General features: G+C 68.6%; 11 protein-coding genes, 1 tRNA gene and 1 pseudogene. 8 read left to right on the top strand and 5 right to left on the bottom strand.

What is annotated here, in order from left to right; all coding sequences use genetic code 11:
• Positions 1-2 precede the first annotated feature (2 nt).
• Both OG953_RS27785 and OG953_RS27780 read right to left on the bottom strand, forming a co-directional pair.
• Positions 3-1,100, bottom strand: coding sequence for an LLM class flavin-dependent oxidoreductase (locus OG953_RS27785; RefSeq protein ID WP_405687663.1), 1,098 nt, complete (start codon positions 1,098-1,100; stop codon positions 3-5).
• A 125-nt stretch (positions 1,101-1,225) separates the two neighbouring features.
• Positions 1,226-2,041 carry a decarboxylase gene (locus tag OG953_RS27780; RefSeq protein ID WP_405687661.1) on the bottom strand — a complete coding sequence of 272 codons (816 nt, stop codon included), beginning with the start codon at positions 2,039-2,041 and terminating at the stop codon, positions 1,226-1,228.
• Positions 2,042-2,251: 210 nt separating this feature from the next.
• On the opposite strand from OG953_RS27780, the gene OG953_RS27775 reads away from it, so the two are divergent.
• The 8 genes from OG953_RS27775 (at position 2,252) to OG953_RS27740 (ending at position 9,442) form a co-directional block, all read left to right on the top strand.
• The gene (locus OG953_RS27775; protein WP_405687659.1) at positions 2,252-3,211 is read left to right on the top strand and encodes a D-2-hydroxyacid dehydrogenase; all 960 of its coding nucleotides are present in this window, start codon (positions 2,252-2,254) and stop codon (positions 3,209-3,211) included.
• A gap of 256 nt (positions 3,212-3,467) precedes the next feature.
• Positions 3,468-4,370 (top strand): ectoine/hydroxyectoine ABC transporter substrate-binding protein EhuB, encoded by a 903-nt coding sequence (gene ehuB, locus OG953_RS27770; RefSeq protein ID WP_405687658.1) that lies wholly within the window; start codon positions 3,468-3,470, stop codon positions 4,368-4,370.
• 19 nt (positions 4,371-4,389) lie between these two features.
• On the top strand, positions 4,390-5,130 hold the full coding sequence (ehuC, locus tag OG953_RS27765; protein WP_405687657.1) for an ectoine/hydroxyectoine ABC transporter permease subunit EhuC: 741 nt from the start codon (positions 4,390-4,392) through the stop codon (positions 5,128-5,130).
• Positions 5,127-5,768: an ectoine/hydroxyectoine ABC transporter permease subunit EhuD gene (ehuD, locus tag OG953_RS27760; protein WP_405687656.1), complete on the top strand. Its 642-nt coding sequence runs from the start codon at positions 5,127-5,129 to the stop codon at positions 5,766-5,768. Before ehuC ends, ehuD begins: the two co-directional genes overlap by 4 nt.
• Positions 5,758-6,609 carry an ectoine/hydroxyectoine ABC transporter ATP-binding protein EhuA gene (gene ehuA / locus OG953_RS27755; protein WP_405687654.1) on the top strand — a complete coding sequence of 284 codons (852 nt, stop codon included), beginning with the start codon at positions 5,758-5,760 and terminating at the stop codon, positions 6,607-6,609. The genes ehuD and ehuA overlap by 11 nt, the downstream gene beginning before the upstream one ends.
• A 165-nt stretch (positions 6,610-6,774) precedes the next feature.
• Positions 6,775-7,533 (top strand): IclR family transcriptional regulator C-terminal domain-containing protein, encoded by a 759-nt coding sequence (locus OG953_RS27750; protein ID WP_405687652.1) that lies wholly within the window; start codon positions 6,775-6,777, stop codon positions 7,531-7,533.
• Between the two features lie 186 nt (positions 7,534-7,719).
• A tRNA-Lys gene (locus OG953_RS27745) sits at positions 7,720-7,793 on the top strand.
• 131 nt (positions 7,794-7,924) lie between these two features.
• On the top strand, positions 7,925-9,442 hold the full coding sequence (locus tag OG953_RS27740; protein ID WP_405687650.1) for an MFS transporter: 1,518 nt from the start codon (positions 7,925-7,927) through the stop codon (positions 9,440-9,442).
• On the opposite strand, the gene OG953_RS27735 is transcribed toward OG953_RS27740, so the two are convergent.
• The 3 genes and pseudogenes from OG953_RS27735 to dnaE all read right to left on the bottom strand — a co-directional run bounded on the left by OG953_RS27735 (position 9,439) and on the right by dnaE (position 15,194).
• Complete coding sequence (locus OG953_RS27735; protein WP_405687648.1) at positions 9,439-11,118, bottom strand: AMP-binding protein; 1,680 nt, start codon at positions 11,116-11,118, stop codon at positions 9,439-9,441. The two genes, OG953_RS27740 and OG953_RS27735, sit on opposite strands and share 4 nt — an antisense overlap.
• A 26-nt stretch (positions 11,119-11,144) precedes the next feature.
• Positions 11,145-11,267 (bottom strand): annotated as a pseudogene (locus tag OG953_RS27730) (lytic polysaccharide monooxygenase); the annotation flags it as partial.
• Positions 11,268-11,597: 330 nt separating this feature from the next.
• Positions 11,598-15,194, bottom strand: coding sequence for a DNA polymerase III subunit alpha (gene dnaE, locus OG953_RS27725; protein ID WP_405687647.1), 3,597 nt, complete (start codon positions 15,192-15,194; stop codon positions 11,598-11,600).
• Between the last annotated feature and the right edge of the window lie 319 nt (positions 15,195-15,513).

Below are 15,513 nucleotides of genomic sequence, written 5' to 3'. Positions count from 1 at the left end.
TGTCAGGCCGCCGGCAGCCCGTACGCGTCCGCGATCAGTTCGTAACTGCGCAGCCGGGCCTCGCCGCCGTGGGCGTTGGCAGTGATCATCAATTCGTCGGCGCCGGTGCGCTTGGCCAGGTCGTCGAGGCCCGTACGGACCTCGTCCGCCGTGCCGTGGACGATGTTGAGCAGCCAGCTGTCGACGAACTCCCGCTCCATGGGGCTGAAGGCGTACGCCTGCGCTTCCTCGGGCGTGGGGACCAGGCCGGGGCGCCCGGTGCGCAGGCGGACCATGGACAGGGCGCCGGAGAGCACCTGGCGCCGGGCCTCGCGCTCGTCGTCGGCGGCCAGGGCCGAGACCCCGATCAGGGCGTACGGGGCGTCGAGCACCGCGGACGGCCGGAACGACTCCCGGTACAGGTCGAGGGCCGGCACCGTGTTCTGGGCCGAGAAGTGGTGGGCGAAGGCGAACGGCAGGCCGAGCACGCCGGCCAGCCGGGCGCTGAAGCCGGAGGAACCGAGCAGCCAGATCGGCGGGCGGGCAGGGGACTGGACCCCGCCCTCGGCGGTGGCCTGGACCGGGCCGGGGACCGCGTGGATACGGGCGTAGGGGTGGCCGTCGGGGAAGTCGTCGTCCAGGAACCGGGTCAGCTCGGCAAGCTGCTGCGGGAAGTCTTCGGCGCCTTCGCCCAGCCGGTCCGTGCGGCGCAGGGCGGCCGCAGTCGCGCCGTCTGTGCCGGGGGCGCGACCGAGACCGAGGTCGATGCGGCCGGGGGCCATGGCCTCCAGGGTGCCGAACTGTTCGGCGATGACGAGCGGTGCGTGGTTGGGCAGCATCACGCCGCCGGAGCCGAGCCTGATGCGCTCGGTGTGTGCGGCGAGGTGGGCCAGGATCACGGCGGGTGAGGAGGAGGCGACGCCGGGCATGGAGTGGTGTTCGGCGACCCAGTAGCGATGGAATCCGCGGCGCTCGGCGAGCTGCGCGATGTCCACGCTCGTACGCAGCGCCTGGGTGGCGGTGCGGCCCTGGCCCACGGTCACCAGGTCCAGCACGGAGAGCGGAACGGTGGCCGTCCCCTCCGTCTTGCCACGGATCCCGTCGCCTCGAATCTCGTCCACGTCCTGGCCTCTCCGGTGTTGCGCCTACGTCCGGCTCATACGTCCGGAAGGGCACAACAGGAGGTGGTCTCCGTTTATTCCCCCGACTCACCGGCCATCCCTTGACTCACCGACCGTCCCCTGGCTCACCAGCCGGGGTGGGTCTGCTTTCCGGGCCGCCCCTTCTTCCCGCTGTGCGCGCGCTCCCGGCCCGCGCCCCATGCGGTCACCGGGGCCGGGGGCGCCTCGCGCTCGGCAAAGATCTTGCCGAGCCTCGGGGACCAGGTCCGGCGGTCCGCCAGCCGCAGCCCCTCCCGGACCGTCACCTGGTTCCCGGTGAGGACCGGCTTGCCGAGGAGTTTCTCCAGCTCCGCCACGTGCGAGACGGTGTGCAGGGCCGTGTCGGGCAGCAGCATCACATCGGCCTCCGGCCGGTCCGCGGCCGTGACGAGTTCCTTCACCCGGTCCAGGTCCCAGTCGGCGGCCTCGGCTGCGGAGGAGAGAGAGGCGGCGTGAGTGGCGGCCACCTCGATGCCCGCGGACCGGAGAAAGGCGGTGAACAGTTCGGCGATGTGCTCGGGGTAGGTCACGGCGACGGCGACGCGGTCGGCGCCCAGCTCCCGTACCGCGTGGACGAAGCCGAAGGAGGTGCTGGAGGCGGGCACACCGGCCGCCCGGGCCAGGGCGGCGGTCTGTTCATGGGCACCCTCCCAGCCGTACAGGAAACTGCCACCGCTGCTCGCCCACACGACGGACTCGACACCGGCGCGCTGCAGCTCCGCCACTCCGGCGGCCAGACATTCGGGTGCACCGGTCCGTAGCAGCGCGTCGATCCCGTAGGCGTCCTCGTCGACTTCGGTGTGGTTCACGACCAGCCTGACGGCGTCGAGCAGGATCTCCATCCGCGGGAAGTCGTCCTCCGCGTAGTGGTGGCCCGGGTAGAGAAAACCGAGGGTCGTCATGTCCACCCTTCCTGTTCCTGCGGGTTCCTGGACGGGCACTCGGGGGCCGGGCGGGGCCGGGTACACCCTGCCCATGACCGTTTTCGCCCGTCCCTCCCCAGTATTCCCCCCATCCGTCGCCACCCCCACTGCGACCTGTTGACGAAGCCGGGCGGGGGTGCGAGCGTGGTCAATCCGTGCATCTCAGAGGCAGCGGAGCGACCGTCTCTCATGTCAGAGCCCACCCTGCTCGTCCTGGACACCCACCCGTCGCCGCGTCTCGGCCGGCTGACCGGCCGGGCCGCCGTCCGCTATACGGACGAGGCCGGACTCGCCGCACAGCTCCCGGAGGCCGACGTACTGCTGGTGTGGGACTTCACCTCCGACGCGGTACGGGCCGCCTGGCCCGGTGACGGACCGCGCCCGGCATGGGTGCATACGGCGAGCGCGGGCGTGGACCGGCTGCTCTGCCCGGAGCTGGCGGCCTCCGACACGGTGGTGACCAATGCGCGGGGCATCTTCGAGCGGCCGATCGCCGAGTACGTGACGGGCCTGGTGCTGGCGTTCGCCAAGGATCTCCCGAGCACTCTGGAGCTCCAGCACCGGCGACTGTGGCGCCACAGGGAGAGCGCACAGGTCGCGGGCAGCCGTGCGGTGGTCGTCGGCGCGGGCCCGATCGGGCGGGAGATCACCCGGTTGCTGATCGCTCTCGGGGTCCAGGTGGCGCTCGTGGGACGCCGGGCGCGGCGCACCATCCACGGCGTGGCGGAGCTGGACCGGCTGGCCTCCATGGCCGACTGGGTGATCTGCGCGGCTCCGCTGACGGAGTCGACCCGTGGCATGTTCGACGCGCGGTTCTTCGGGCTGATGCAGCCGTCGGCCCGATTCATCAATGTGGGGCGCGGCCCGATGGTCGTCGAGGACGATCTGGTCGCCGCACTGCGCAAGCGCTGGATCGCGGGCGCGGCGCTCGATGTGTTCGAACAGGAGCCGCTGGGGCCGCTGAGCCCGCTCTGGGACGTACCGGATCTGATCGTGTCGCCGCACATGAGCGGTGACACGGCGGGCTGGCGGGACCGGCTGGGCGAGCAGTTCGTGGAGATGTACGAACTCTGGTCGGCCGGGGAGCCGTTGCCGAACGTGGTGGACAAGCAGCGCGGGTACGTACCCGTCCGGGACCGGAGCGAGTGACCCCAACGGGCCGGGCCCGCCTGCCACTTCACCTGCCCATCACGGACATCTCCGCATGACGGTCAGTCATGGAGCGTTCCACGCAGGGAACAACGCGCTGCACACCGGCCGTCGCACTCCGCCCGCGACGGGACACGGGAAGGTCGCACTCCAGTCACTGTTCGATCACAGGAGGCCTCTTCCTGCATAGACGTACGGGATCGGGCAGGCGCATCTCCTGTCCGGACTGTTCGACTGCTCCAGGAGATTGCGAACCATGGCTGACTTCCCGAACCTGTCCCGCCGGGGCTTCCTCAACCGATCGGCGGCCGTGGGTGGCCTGCTCGTCGTTCCCGGTCTGCTCTCCGCGTGCAGCAAGACCGACGCCGGTTCCGCGGACGGTGCGGGGGCGCTCGACAAGCTCCGCAAGCAGGGCTTCGTCCGGGTCGCGTACGCCAATGAGGCCCCGTACGGCTATCTGGAGGGCAAGCAGCTCAAGGGCGAGGCGCCCACCCTGCACCGGGAGATCTTCAAGGCGCTCGGCGTCGACGAACTGAAGCCCACGCTCTCCGAGTGGGACGGTCTGATCCCCGGGCTGCAGGCCGGGAAGTATGACGTGGTCAGCGCCGGCATGGCCATCACGCCGGAGCGCTGCGCGAACGCCATCTTCTCCGAGCCCGAGTTCATCTCGCCCACCGCGCTGATGGTGAAGAAGGGCAACCCGAAGAAGGTCACCGACCTGGCATCGGCGAAGGCCGCCGGGATCACCGTCGGCGTGATGTCGGGTGCCGTCGAGGGCAAGTACGCCGAGGGCGCGGGTATCCCCAAGGACAAGATCAAGACACTGCAGAAGCCGCAGGACGGCGCCGACGCGGTCAAGGGCGGCCGGATCGACGCGTTCCTGCTCACCGGCATCTCGCTGCGCCGGCTCGCGAAGACGAACCCCGACACCGAGGTCACCGGGGCCTTCCTGCCGGAGCTCGACGGCAAGAAGCAGTACAGCCCCGGCGGCGCCGTCTTCCGCAAGGGCAACGAGGATCTGCGGGACGCCTTCAACCGCGAGCTGAAGAAGATCGTCTCGGACGGTTCACGCTATGTGGGCCTGCTCCGGGAGTACGGATTCGGGGCCACCGAGCTCCCGCCTGCCACCCTGAAGACGGCCGATCTGTGCAAGGGCTGACGGGGACGGAACGCACCGCATGAGTGATTTCTTCTCCGCCTTCTTCGACGATCTGCCGCAGTTGCGCTCGGGGCTGTGGGTGACCCTCCAGGCCACCGTCCTGGGCGCGCTGCTCGCCCTGCTCCTGTCGTTCGTCCTCGGTCTGATGTCGGTCAGCCGGCTGCGGGTGGCGCGCGGTGTGTCGCGCGTGGTCGTGGAGTTCTTCCGCGGCACCTCGCTCTACATCCAGCTGTTCTGGCTCCACTACGCGATGCCGCCGCTGACGGGGTACGAACTGACGCCGCTGCTCTGCGGTGTCGTCGCCTTCGGTCTCAACTACGGGGCGTACGGCTCCGAGGTGGTGCGCGGGGCAGTCAACTCCGTACCGCGTGCCCAGTACGAGGCGGCCGTCGCGCTGAACATGACGCCGCTGCACCGGATGCGGAAGGTGATCCTTCCGCAGGCCTGGGTGCAGATGATCCCGTCCTTCACCAATCTGCTGATCCAGCTGCTGAAGTGCACCCCGCTGCTGTGGCTGATCTCCGCGGCCGACCTGATGACCGTGATCCAGCAGCTGCGCGACCGTACCGGTGAGACGCTCACCGCGTACATGACCCTGCTGGTCGCCTACTTCGTCCTGGCCTACGCGCTGACCCTGCTGATGAATCTGCTGGAGCGGAGCGCCAAACGGCGACTGGGTCTGCAGACCGGTGCGGGCTCGCTGCTGCGCAGCCGCAGCGCCGCGGAGGCCGTCGCCTCTGCGACCGGAGGTGCCCGGTGAACGACTTCGACCGGAACGCCGCCCGGGACGTCCTCCCCCTGGTACTCGAAGGTTTCGAGGTCACGTTGCTCGCGACCGTGCTCGGCACGCTCGTCGCCGCGGTCCTCGGGCTCGCCATCGCGGTCGCCGGACGGGCCACGAGCAGGTTCGTGACGGTGCCGGTGCGGGTCGTGATGGAGTTCATCCGCTCCACCCCGCTGCTCGTCCAACTGGTCGGCGCGGCCGCCCTGTTCACCTCCGTGGAGCCGCTGACGATCGGCATCGTGGTGCTGGGCGTCCACTACGCCGCGTACACCTCCGAGGTGTACCGCGCCGGGATCGACGGTGTGCCGAAGGGCCAGTGGGAGGCCTGCCGGGCGCTCTCGCTCACCCCGCGGCGGACCTGGCAGGCCGTGATCCTGCCGCAGGCGGTGCGCAATGTGCTGCCCGCCCTCGGCAACTACGCCATCTCGATGTTCAAGGAGACCCCGTTCCTCGCCGTGATCACGGTGCAGGAAATGGTCTTCGAGGCCCGTAAGTACGGCGCCGATCACTTCGCCTACACCGAGGCGTTCACGCTCGCCGGACTGGTCTTCCTGGTCGCGAGCTACCCCACCTCGCTGCTGATGAGAAAGCTGGAGAAGCGCCTTGGCCACTGAACCCCTCCCCCTGCAGAAGACGGCGGCCGCGGGCATCGCGGGCATCGCCCCGGTCCCCGCCACGGCGCAGACCGGCCATCCGCTGGTCCGCTTCGACAGCGTCGTGAAGCGGTACGGCAACCATGTCGTCCTCGACGGGCTGGACTTCTCGGTGCGGCGCGGCGAAAACGTCACCCTGATCGGGCCGAGCGGCTCGGGCAAGACCACCATCCTGCGGCTGCTGATGACGCTGGAGAAGGTCAGCGACGGAGTGATCTGGGTCGACGGCGACCCGCTGTCCCACGCCAAGGCGCCCGACGGCTCACTGAGGCCGGCGACGGAGAAGCATCTGCGCGAGGCCCGGAAGAAGATCGGCATGGTCTTCCAGCAGTTCAACCTCTTCCCCCATATGAAGGTGCTGCAGAACATCACCGAGGCCCCGGTCAGTGTGCTGGGCATGGACCGCGACGAGGCGGAGACCCGCGCCCGTGAGCTGCTCGACCTGGTGGGACTCTCGGGGAAGACCGACGCACACCCCTCCCAGCTCTCCGGCGGCCAGCAGCAACGGGTGGCGATCGCCCGCGCGCTGGCGATGCAGCCGGAGATCCTGCTGCTGGACGAGGTGACGTCCGCGCTCGACCCGGAGCTGGTGGCGGGCGTGCTGGAGCTGCTGAGCGACATCGCCAGGAACACCGACATCACCATGCTCTGCGTGACCCACGAGATGAACTTCGCCCGGGACGTCTCGGAAACGGTACTGATGTTCGATGCCGGACGCGTGGTCGAGTCGGGGCCAGCGGAAAAAATCTTCACCGATCCCACGCACGAACGTACGCGCGAGTTCCTCACCGCGGTGCTGTGACCTCGCCACTCGCCATATGCCAATGACGCTGGCATATGCCAGACGGGCGCGCCCCAGCTTGCGGCGCCGGGGCGCCCCATAAAGTCGCCAACAGCCGCCCCGTACAGGGCTCTTGGCAGGTATTGTGAAAGTAGAGCTTGCGGTCACAACCTGGTGGGGGAAACCGTGACGTTGAAGCCCGAACCGACCGCACCGTTCCATTCGGTGCAGTACGCCCTTCGCGTTCTCGAAACGGTCTCCAAGCACGGCAACGGCGTGCCGGATACCGAGATCTCCCGGGAGACGGGGCTGCCCATAGGGCATCTCACCTCTTTGCTACTGACGCTGCGCCGCGAGGGGTACGTCGAGCAGGTCACCGACGGCGCGTATGTCATCGGCTCCTCACTGCTACTCCTCGGCTCCGGCCCGGCCCGCAGACAGGCCCTGGAGGCCAGACTCCAGCAGATGCTCACGCAACTGCGCGATTCGGTCGGTGCGGCGGTCTACATCAGCCGGTACGTCGACGGCGAGATCCGCGTCACGCAGTACGCCGACGGCCCCCATACCCCCGCGGTCAACGAGTGGGTGGACTTCCGTTCCTCCGCGCACGCCTCGGCCGTCGGCAAGTGCCTGCTGGCCCAGCTCGACCAGAACGGCCGCCGCGACCACCTCTCGCGCCACAAGACGGCCCGGCTCACATCGCGGACGATCACCAACGAGAAGGTGCTCTTCTCCAAGCTGGACAGCCAGCCGGTGACCGTCCCGATGCTCGACCTCCAGGAGTACGCGGTCGGCACGGTGTGCGCGGCGGTACCGCTGACGGCCGGGGCGTCGGCGGGTTGCCTGGCACTGTCCCTGCCGGTCGAGGATGCGCATCGCCTGCGCGCGGCGGCAGCCACGCTGAATCGGCGGGCGGCGCCCGTGCTTCTGTCGCTGGCGCTCTAGGGGTGGGGGTTCGATGAGGCCGACCGGGGTGCCCCCGGGACGGCTTTGTCCTCAATCGCCGGACGGGCTTGATTTTTGCTGGGCGGGCTCGATTTTGCCGGGCAAGGTCGATTTGACCTAATGAGTCCAAATTAGTCCGAGTGTCATCAGCACCCTCGGGAGCAGGTATTATTTTTGAGTCAGCAGGCGCCGCTAGCTCAGTTGGTTAGAGCAGCTGACTCTTAATCAGCGGGTCCGGGGTTCGAGTCCCTGGCGGCGCACAGACAACGCACTGGGCGGTTCACGTACACACGTGAACCGCCCAGTGCGTTTTTCGCTGCCCATCGAGATGTACGAACGTTTTACACATCCGTACTAGACAATCGTTTTACACACTCGTACATTTTCTGGCATGACGAACGCTCCGAGCACCACCGCCGAGCGCGGCCATCTCGCCGGCCGCCGGGAATGGACCGCCTTCGTGGTCCTCCTGCTGCCCCTCCTCCTCGTCTCGATGGACGCCTCCGTCCTCTTCTTCGCAATCCCTTCCATCGACCGGGACCTCGCCCCCAGCGCCACCCAGCAGCTCTGGATCTTCGATGTGTACGCCTTCGCCCTGGCCGGTCTGCTCATCACGATGGGCTCGCTCGGCGACCGGATCGGCCGCCGCAAGCTGCTGCTCCTCGGGGCGTTCGCGTTCAGTGCCGCGTCCGTCGCGGCCGCGTACTCCACCAGCCCCGAGATGCTGATCGCGGCCCGCGCGCTGCTCGGGATCGGCGGTGCGACGCTGATGCCGTCGACGATGGGTCTCGTGCGGAACATGTTCCGCGACGAGCGGCAGCGCGGCCGGGCCATCGGCATCTGGTCGGGTGCCATGGCCGGCGGGATCGCGCTCGGTTCGGTACTCAGCGGGGTCATGCTGGAGCACTTCTGGTGGGGCTCGGTCTTTCTGATCAATGTGCCGGCGATGGTGCTGCTGTTGGTCCTGGTGCCGGTGCTGGTGCCGGAGTTCAAGGACCCGAGCCCCGGCCGGTTCGACTTCTTGAGCGTGCCGCTGTCGATGGGGGCCGTGCTGCCCGTTGTCTACGGGGTCAAGGAGAGCGCCGCGCACGGGCTCGATGTGCGAAACACGCTGATCATCGCCGCCGGGCTCGTCGTCGGCTGGTTCTTCGTCCGCCGCCAGCGCAGCCACGGCGACGCGATGATCGGCCGGGAGCTCTTCCGCAACAGCGGCTTCGCGGCCGGGATCGGGCTGAACGCGCTGGCCACGTTCGCCATGATGGGGTCCTCGTTCTTCACCACGCAGTATCTGCAGTCGGTGCTCGGCATGGACACGATGGAGGCCGCGCTGTGGAGCCTGGCCCCGTCACTTGCGGTGGGTGCCGCCGCCCCGACGGCCACGGCGATCGCCCAGCGGACCGACCGTACGCGCGTCATCTGCGCCGGTTTCGTCATCGCCGCCGCCGGTTTCGCGGTCCTCGCCCTGACGGGCACGGACTCGCTGTGGCTGCTGCTCGGCGGCTGCGCCGTGATGAGTTGCGGCATCGTCACCGTGATGGCGCTCGTCTCGGACCTGGCGCTGTCCACTGCCCCGCCGGAGAAGGCGAGTTCGGCGGCCTCGCTGCTGGAGACCGGGCAGGAGTTCGGCGGTGCGATGGGGATGGCCCTGCTCGGTGCGGTGGCCACGGCCGTCTACACGGCCGACATGCCGGGCTCCGCGCCGGAGGACGCCCGTAAGACGCTGGCGGGTGCGGTGGCCACGGGGGACGGTTCGCTGATCTCGATCGGGCGGGAGGCCTTCGTGCACAGCATGCAGTACGCCTCGGTGGCGGGGGCCGCGCTGTTGCTGGCGGGCGCGGTGCTGGCCGTGACGCTGCTGCGGCCCAGGTCCGCGGTGGCGGACCGGGAGGAGCCGGCCCTGACGAATTAGTGCGGGTCCACCCACCTCGAGGGCAGCAGGCCGTCTCGCCCGTGCGCTTTGAACTCGCCCAGCAGGGCGTCCAGTTGTTCATCGCCGAACGCTTCGTACCCGCCCCGGGCACCGTTCCACCACACAGATCCCCCGCACCGGAACCCCTCGCGGCGCAGCCCCACCCGGTGCACCTTGTTCGTCGCCGTCACCGGCATCGCCGGGACGATGCGTATGAAGCGGGGGGCCATCTTCGTACCCAGGTCCGTCTGCGCCCCGAGGAACGCGGCGAAGGCGGACGGGTCGAAGGCGGCGCCCTCCCGCATCGCGAGCGCCGCCATCACCTGGTCACCGGCGACCGGATCCGGCACCGCGTACACCGCCACGGCCGCCGCGTCCTCCCAGCGGGCCAGGATGTTCTCGATCACCGCGGCGGCCAGGTTCTCGCTGTCCACCCGCAGCCGGTCGTCCGTACGGCCCGCGAAGTAGAGGAAGCCGTCGGCGTCGCGGAAGAAGAGGTCCCCGGTCCAGTACCAGCCGCCGTGCACCCGGTCCGCATCCGCCGCCGCGTTGCGCCAGTACCCCTCGAAGGGTGTACGGCCCCGATTGACCAACTCCCCTATCGCATCCGCCCCGTTGGCCAGCCTTCCGAGCTCGTCGAAGACCGCGGCGGCCCGCTCCTCGCCGGTCTCCGGGTCGACGACCGCGAGATCGTCGCGCGACGCCGCCTTCCCGATCGCGCGCTCCGGGGTGTCCGGGGTCCGCTGGATCGCCGCGCCACCCTCGGAGGAGCCGTAGCCCTCGATCAGCCGCACCCCGAACCGCTCCCGGAAGCGGGCCGCGTCCACCGCGCCGGCTTCGGTGCCGAAGCCGAGCCGCAGCGGGTGCTCGCGGTCGTCGGGGCGCTCGGGGGTGGCCAGCAGATACTGCACGGCGCGGCCGACATAGGTGAAGTACGTAGCCCCGTGCGCCCGTACGTCGTCGAGGAATCCGGAGGCCGAGAAGCGGCGGCGCAGCGCGACCGCGGCCCCGCCGGCCAGCGCGGGCGCCCAGTCGGCGATCACCGCGTTGCCGTGGAACATCGGCATGCAGATGTAGTGGACGTCCTCGCGCCGGACGCCGAAGTGATCGGCGAGGGACCGCCCGGCCGCCGCCAGCCGCCCCTGGGAGCAGATCGCGGCCTTGGGGGCACCGGTCGAGCCCGAGGTGAAGTAGAGCAGCATCCGGGTTCCGGGCCCGACTTCGGCCAGGACCGTGTCGCCCGGTTTCGCTCCGGCGTAGGGGGCGAGCAGTTCGGTGTACGCATCGATGTCGGTGACCAGCACCCGTACACCCGGAAGATCCAGGCCGTCGAGCAGCGAGAGATGCGCGCGTTCGGTCACCAGGACCCGGCAGTCGGTGTGCAGGATGTCGCGGGCCAGTTCGGCGCCGCGCCGGGTGGGGTTGATGCCGGCGACGGCGACCCCGGCCAGGGCCGCCGCGCTCAACCAGAGTGCAAATTCAGGGGTGTTGTCCATCAGCGCCCCGAGGTGCGGTTCGCTGCCCGCCGGCAGCAGATCCGCCAGGAGCGCGGCCCGTGCGGCAGCGCCCGAGGCGACCTGGTGATGGCTGAGGACGGCGTCCTCAGATCTCAGTCCGGGCCGGTGGTCGCCCCATTGGCGCTGTACGAGCTCCGCGACGGTGCCTGCGCTCCCCATGGCGCCGCACGGTAACTGACTACACGTCAGAACTGAACATCGGAGCAGGCGTAGAACGCGTTCGCCGTGTCCGCGATGGTCCAGACGCTCAGGATGATGTGCTTCCCGGTCTTCTGGGTGGGGATGGTGCCCTGCTGGGTCAGCTGCGCTTGCCCAAACTGCGGGCGGAGGCATCTTCCGCGTCATCGTTCCGATCGACGGCGGTCTGCGCCTGCTGCGCGACCCGGCCGCGAGTGGCCAGGCCGCGAGTGGCCAGGGCGCGGGCGGCTCGGCGGGCTGAAGCGGGCAAGTTGCCAGGTCTGCCTCTTGCGCGGTCAGGCGGCAGGTTTCTGTGCGGCCATCGATCCGTTCTTCCGCCTGGTTGTGCCAGGTGTGTGGGTAGCGAGCCACCAGCAGCACCGGCGTATCGCAGTGTGGGCAAGGAGGCGTCGTCCCGGAGGGCCGCAGTTCGACAGCGGCAGTCTCGCCGGTCCCCGGCATCATGCCAAGCCTGCCCATGCGTCAGCTCCGAACGTGCCCTTCACATCGGATGCGACGGTGGTGGCGTCCACCTTGGCTTGCAGGGCGTAGACGGTCGTCTTGCGTGCGCTGCGGACGCTGAGGTGGACTGGGCTGTCGCCCGGGTGGTCCGCAAGGATGCGCTTCAGTTCTCTGACGGACCGTTCGGTGATCCGGTGGGCGGGGAGGTCAAGCCGCACGGGGGGTTTCCCGCCGTGCTCGGCGGAGGACACGTCCAGTACCGCGAGTTCTCTGCCGAAGACGTTCACGGTTCCGTCCCGGTCTTCGATCTTGCCCTTGACGGCAATGACGTTGTCTTCGGCCAGTGCGTGCTGCACGAGCTGGTAGGCGGCGGGGAAGAAGAGGACCTCGATGCCGGCATCACGGTCCGCGAGGTTCACGATGGCCCAGGCGTTGCCCTGTTTGGTCATCTTGAGCTGGATGCCGGTGATCAGTCCGGAGAGCTGCACGTCCCCGGTGGTGCGGCCGGAGGCGAGCAGTTCGGCGATGGAGCAGTCCCGTGCGCCGGAGAGGATGTGCTCGGCGCCGTCCAGCGGGTGGGCTGAGACGTAGAGGCCGAGCATTTCGCGTTCGGTCGCCAGGAGCTGTCTACGGGGCCACTCTGAGTCGTCGATGGGGAAGTCGAGGCCGAAGGCCGGTTCGCCGCTTCCTTCGCCGCCCAGGTCGGCGAAGAGATCGTCTTGTCCGAAGCTTGCCGCTTTCTTCACGGGGATGATCGCGTCGATGGCGTCCTCGTGGACCGCGGTGAGGCCCTTGCGGGAATGCTCCAGGGAGTCGAAGGTGCCGGCCTTGATCAGGGACTCCACAGCTCGTTTGTTCAGTGCGGGCAGGTCGGCCTTGTCGAGGAAGTCGGAGAAGGAGGCGAATTTCCCTTTCCGGCGGCGGGCGTCGACGATGGCCTCGATGACGTTGTCGCCGACGTTGCGTACGGACCGCAGCCCGAACCGTACGTCGTCACCGACGGCGGTGAACTCGGCGACGGACTCGTTCACGTCGGGCTGGAGGACCCGGACGCCGTTCTTGCGGGCGTCGGCGAGGTAGATCGCGGCCTTGTCCTTGTCGTCGCCGACGGAGGTGAGCAGGGCGGCCATGTACTCGGCCGGGTAGTTGGCCTTGAGGTAGGCGGTCCAGTACGAGACGAGGCCGTAGCCGGCGGTGTGGGACTTGTTGAATGCGTAGCCGGAGAACGGGAGCATGACGTCCCACAGGGCCTTGATGGCTTCCTCGCTGGATCCGTTGCCGCGCATGCCGTCGTGGAACTTGTCCCACTCCGCGGCCAGCACCTCCGGTTTCTTCTTGCCCATCGCGCGGCGCAGCAGGTCGGCGCCGCCGAGGGTGTACCCGGCCAGTTCCCGGGCGATGGCCATGATCTGCTCCTGGTAGACGAGCAGATGGAAGGTGTTGCCGAGGATCGGGTCCAATGCGTCGCGCAGCTCGGGGTGGATCGGGGTGATCTCCTGGCGGCCGGTCTTGCGGTGTGCGTAGTTGGTGTGCGCGTTGGCCGCCATGGGGCCGGGCCTGTAGAGGGCGTTGACTGCGGCGATGTCCTCGAACCGGGTGGGTTCCATCTGCTTCAGCAGGACGCGCATGCCGCCGCCGTCCAGCTGGAAGACACCGAATGTGTTGCCCTCGGCCAGCAGCCGGTATGTCGTGACGTCGTCCAGAGGGATCACGACGGTGGACGGGTCGCCGTCCAGGGGATCTACGGTGGCCAGGCTGATGCCCCGGTTCTCGCGGATGTTCTCGATGGCCTGGTCGATGACACCCAGGTTCCGCAGCCCCAGGAAGTCCATCTTGATCAGGCCCATGGCTTCGCAGGACGGGTAGTCGAAGCCGGTGATCTTCACGCCGTCCGAGGCGCGCATGTGCAGGGGGATGCGGTGGGTGAGCTTCGTCTTGGAAAGGATCACCGCCGCGGCGTGCACGCCGGTGCCGCGGGTGAGGCCCTCCACCCCGCGGGCGGTGTCGATGACCCGCTTCACATCCTGCTCGTTGTCATACATCTGCCGGATCTCGCCGGCCTCGCCATACCGCTCGTAGGAGGAGTCGAAGACGGCAGCCAGTGGGGCTGACTTGCCGTTCTGGTCCGGCGGGAGCGCCTTGGTGATCCGCTCGCCGTGAGAGTAGGGATAGCCGAGGATGCGCGAGGAGTCCTTGATCGCGTTCTTGGCCTTGATCTTGCCGAACGTGTTCACCATGGCGGTGTACTCATCGCCGTACTTCTCGGTGACGTAGCGGACCATCCGGTCGCGCTGACGGTCGTCGAAGTCGAGGTCCACATCCGGCGGGTTGATGCGCTCGGGGTTCAGAAAGCGCTCGAACAGCAGGCCGTGTTCCAGGGGGCACAGCTCGGTGATGCGGGTGGCGTAGGCGACGATGGAGCCGGTGGCCGAACCCCGTCCCGGGCCGAGCGGAATCTTGTTCTCCCGGGCGTGGCGGCAGATGTCCGCCACGACGAGGAAGTAGGAGCTGAAGCCCATGGGACCGATGACCGTCATCTCAGTCTCGAAGCGATCCAGGATGTGTGGGGGGACCGGTGCCCCGTAGCGCATCGCCAGACCCTTGAGGACTTCCTTGCGCAGCCACGACTCCTGCGTTTCGCCTTCGGGCACGTCCGGGAACTGCGGCATCTCGTCGACGTAGTCGAAGACCTCGTCGTAGGACTCGATGCGCTCGGCGATCAGCAGGGTGTTGTCGCAGGCTTCCGGCAGTTCCGAGAAGAGGCTGCGCATCTCGGCGGCTGTTTTGAGGTAGTAGCCGGAGCCGTTGAACCGGAAGCGGCCGGGGTCGTCCTTGTTCTTGCCGACACCGATGCACAGCAGGCTGTCGTGGGCGTCTGCCTGGTCCTGGGTGACGTAGTGCGCGTCGTTGGTGGCCAGGAGGGGGATGTTCAGTTCCTTGGCCAGGCGCAGCAGGCCCTCACGGACCTCACGCTCGATGTCCAGGCCGTGGTCCATCAGCTCCAGGAAGTAGTTCTCGCGGCCGAAGATCTCCTGGTAGGCCGCGGCAGCGGCCTTCGCCTCGTCGTACTGGTTCAGCCGCAGTCGGGTCTGGATCTCGCCAGAGGGGCAGCCGGTGGTGGCGATGATGCCGTCCGGCCGTTCAGCGATCAGCTCGCGGTCCATGCGCGGCTTTCCGGCAGGGAACTGGCCCTCGTAGCTGGCCTGCGTGCTGAGCCAGAACAGGTTCCGCAGGCCCTGGCTGTTCCGTGCCCACATGGTCGTGTGGGTGAAGCGGCCGCCACCGGAGACGTCCTTCGACCCCTCACCGTCCGCGCTCGTGGCGCGACGGCCTCCCGGCCCCCAGAACTCCTGCTTCCGGACGAAACGTGAGGAAGGCGCCACGTACGCCTCGATGCCGATGATCGGCCTGACGCCCTCGAAGCCCTTCGCGACCTGCGCGAACTCGTAGGCGCCGAACATGTTGCCGTGATCGCTCATGGCGATCGCGGGCATCTCCTGCCGGGCCACCTCGGCGAACATCGGCTTCAGCTTCTGCGCGCCGTCCAGCATCGAGTATTCGGTGTGATTGTGCAGATGGACGAAGGAATCCGGCACGTGTGGGTCGCCTCCGGGGTGAGTAGGAAGCCCCATCCCGGCCCGAGACGCGATGGTGGCCTTGTCGGTGGCCGACCGCACCGGCATCGGCATATGGGCGGACGGCTCGACCCGTCGCGGTGCGTCACGCCGACGGGGCGGCCAATGCGTCGCACCGCCCGTGAACGCGATCAGTCCGAGCCCTTGAAGTGCAAAACCCGGCAGCCACCCGACTGCCTGGCAGCACACCTCCTGCCGTGCTGCTTGCCAAACCGCATGTTGACCAGAGACATCAAAGCGAGCGTGGCGCACTGGAATCAAACAACCATTTCGCCGATCA

Origin of the sequence: Streptomyces sp. NBC_00057, assembly GCF_045041165.1 — a bacterium.
Classification (GTDB): Bacteria; Actinomycetota; Actinomycetes; order Streptomycetales; family Streptomycetaceae; genus Streptomyces.
The sequence above is the reverse complement of the archived record's forward strand: the minus strand, read 5'-3'. Positions and strand labels throughout refer to the sequence as shown.

What these genes read in the sequence shown, in the direction of transcription:
- ehuB (WP_405687658.1), top strand. Translation starts at nt 3,468, where the DNA reads ATGGCTGACTTCCCGAACCTGTCCCGCCGGGGCTTCCTCAACCGATCG.
- OG953_RS27780 (WP_405687661.1), bottom strand. Translation starts at nt 2,041, where the DNA reads ATGACGACCCTCGGTTTTCTCTACCCGGGCCACCACTACGCGGAGGAC.
- OG953_RS27735 (WP_405687648.1), bottom strand. Translation starts at nt 11,118, where the DNA reads ATGGGGAGCGCAGGCACCGTCGCGGAGCTCGTACAGCGCCAATGGGGC.
- OG953_RS27775 (WP_405687659.1), top strand. Translation starts at nt 2,252, where the DNA reads ATGTCAGAGCCCACCCTGCTCGTCCTGGACACCCACCCGTCGCCGCGT.
- OG953_RS27740 (WP_405687650.1), top strand. Translation starts at nt 7,925, where the DNA reads ATGACGAACGCTCCGAGCACCACCGCCGAGCGCGGCCATCTCGCCGGC.
- ehuC (WP_405687657.1), top strand. Translation starts at nt 4,390, where the DNA reads ATGAGTGATTTCTTCTCCGCCTTCTTCGACGATCTGCCGCAGTTGCGC.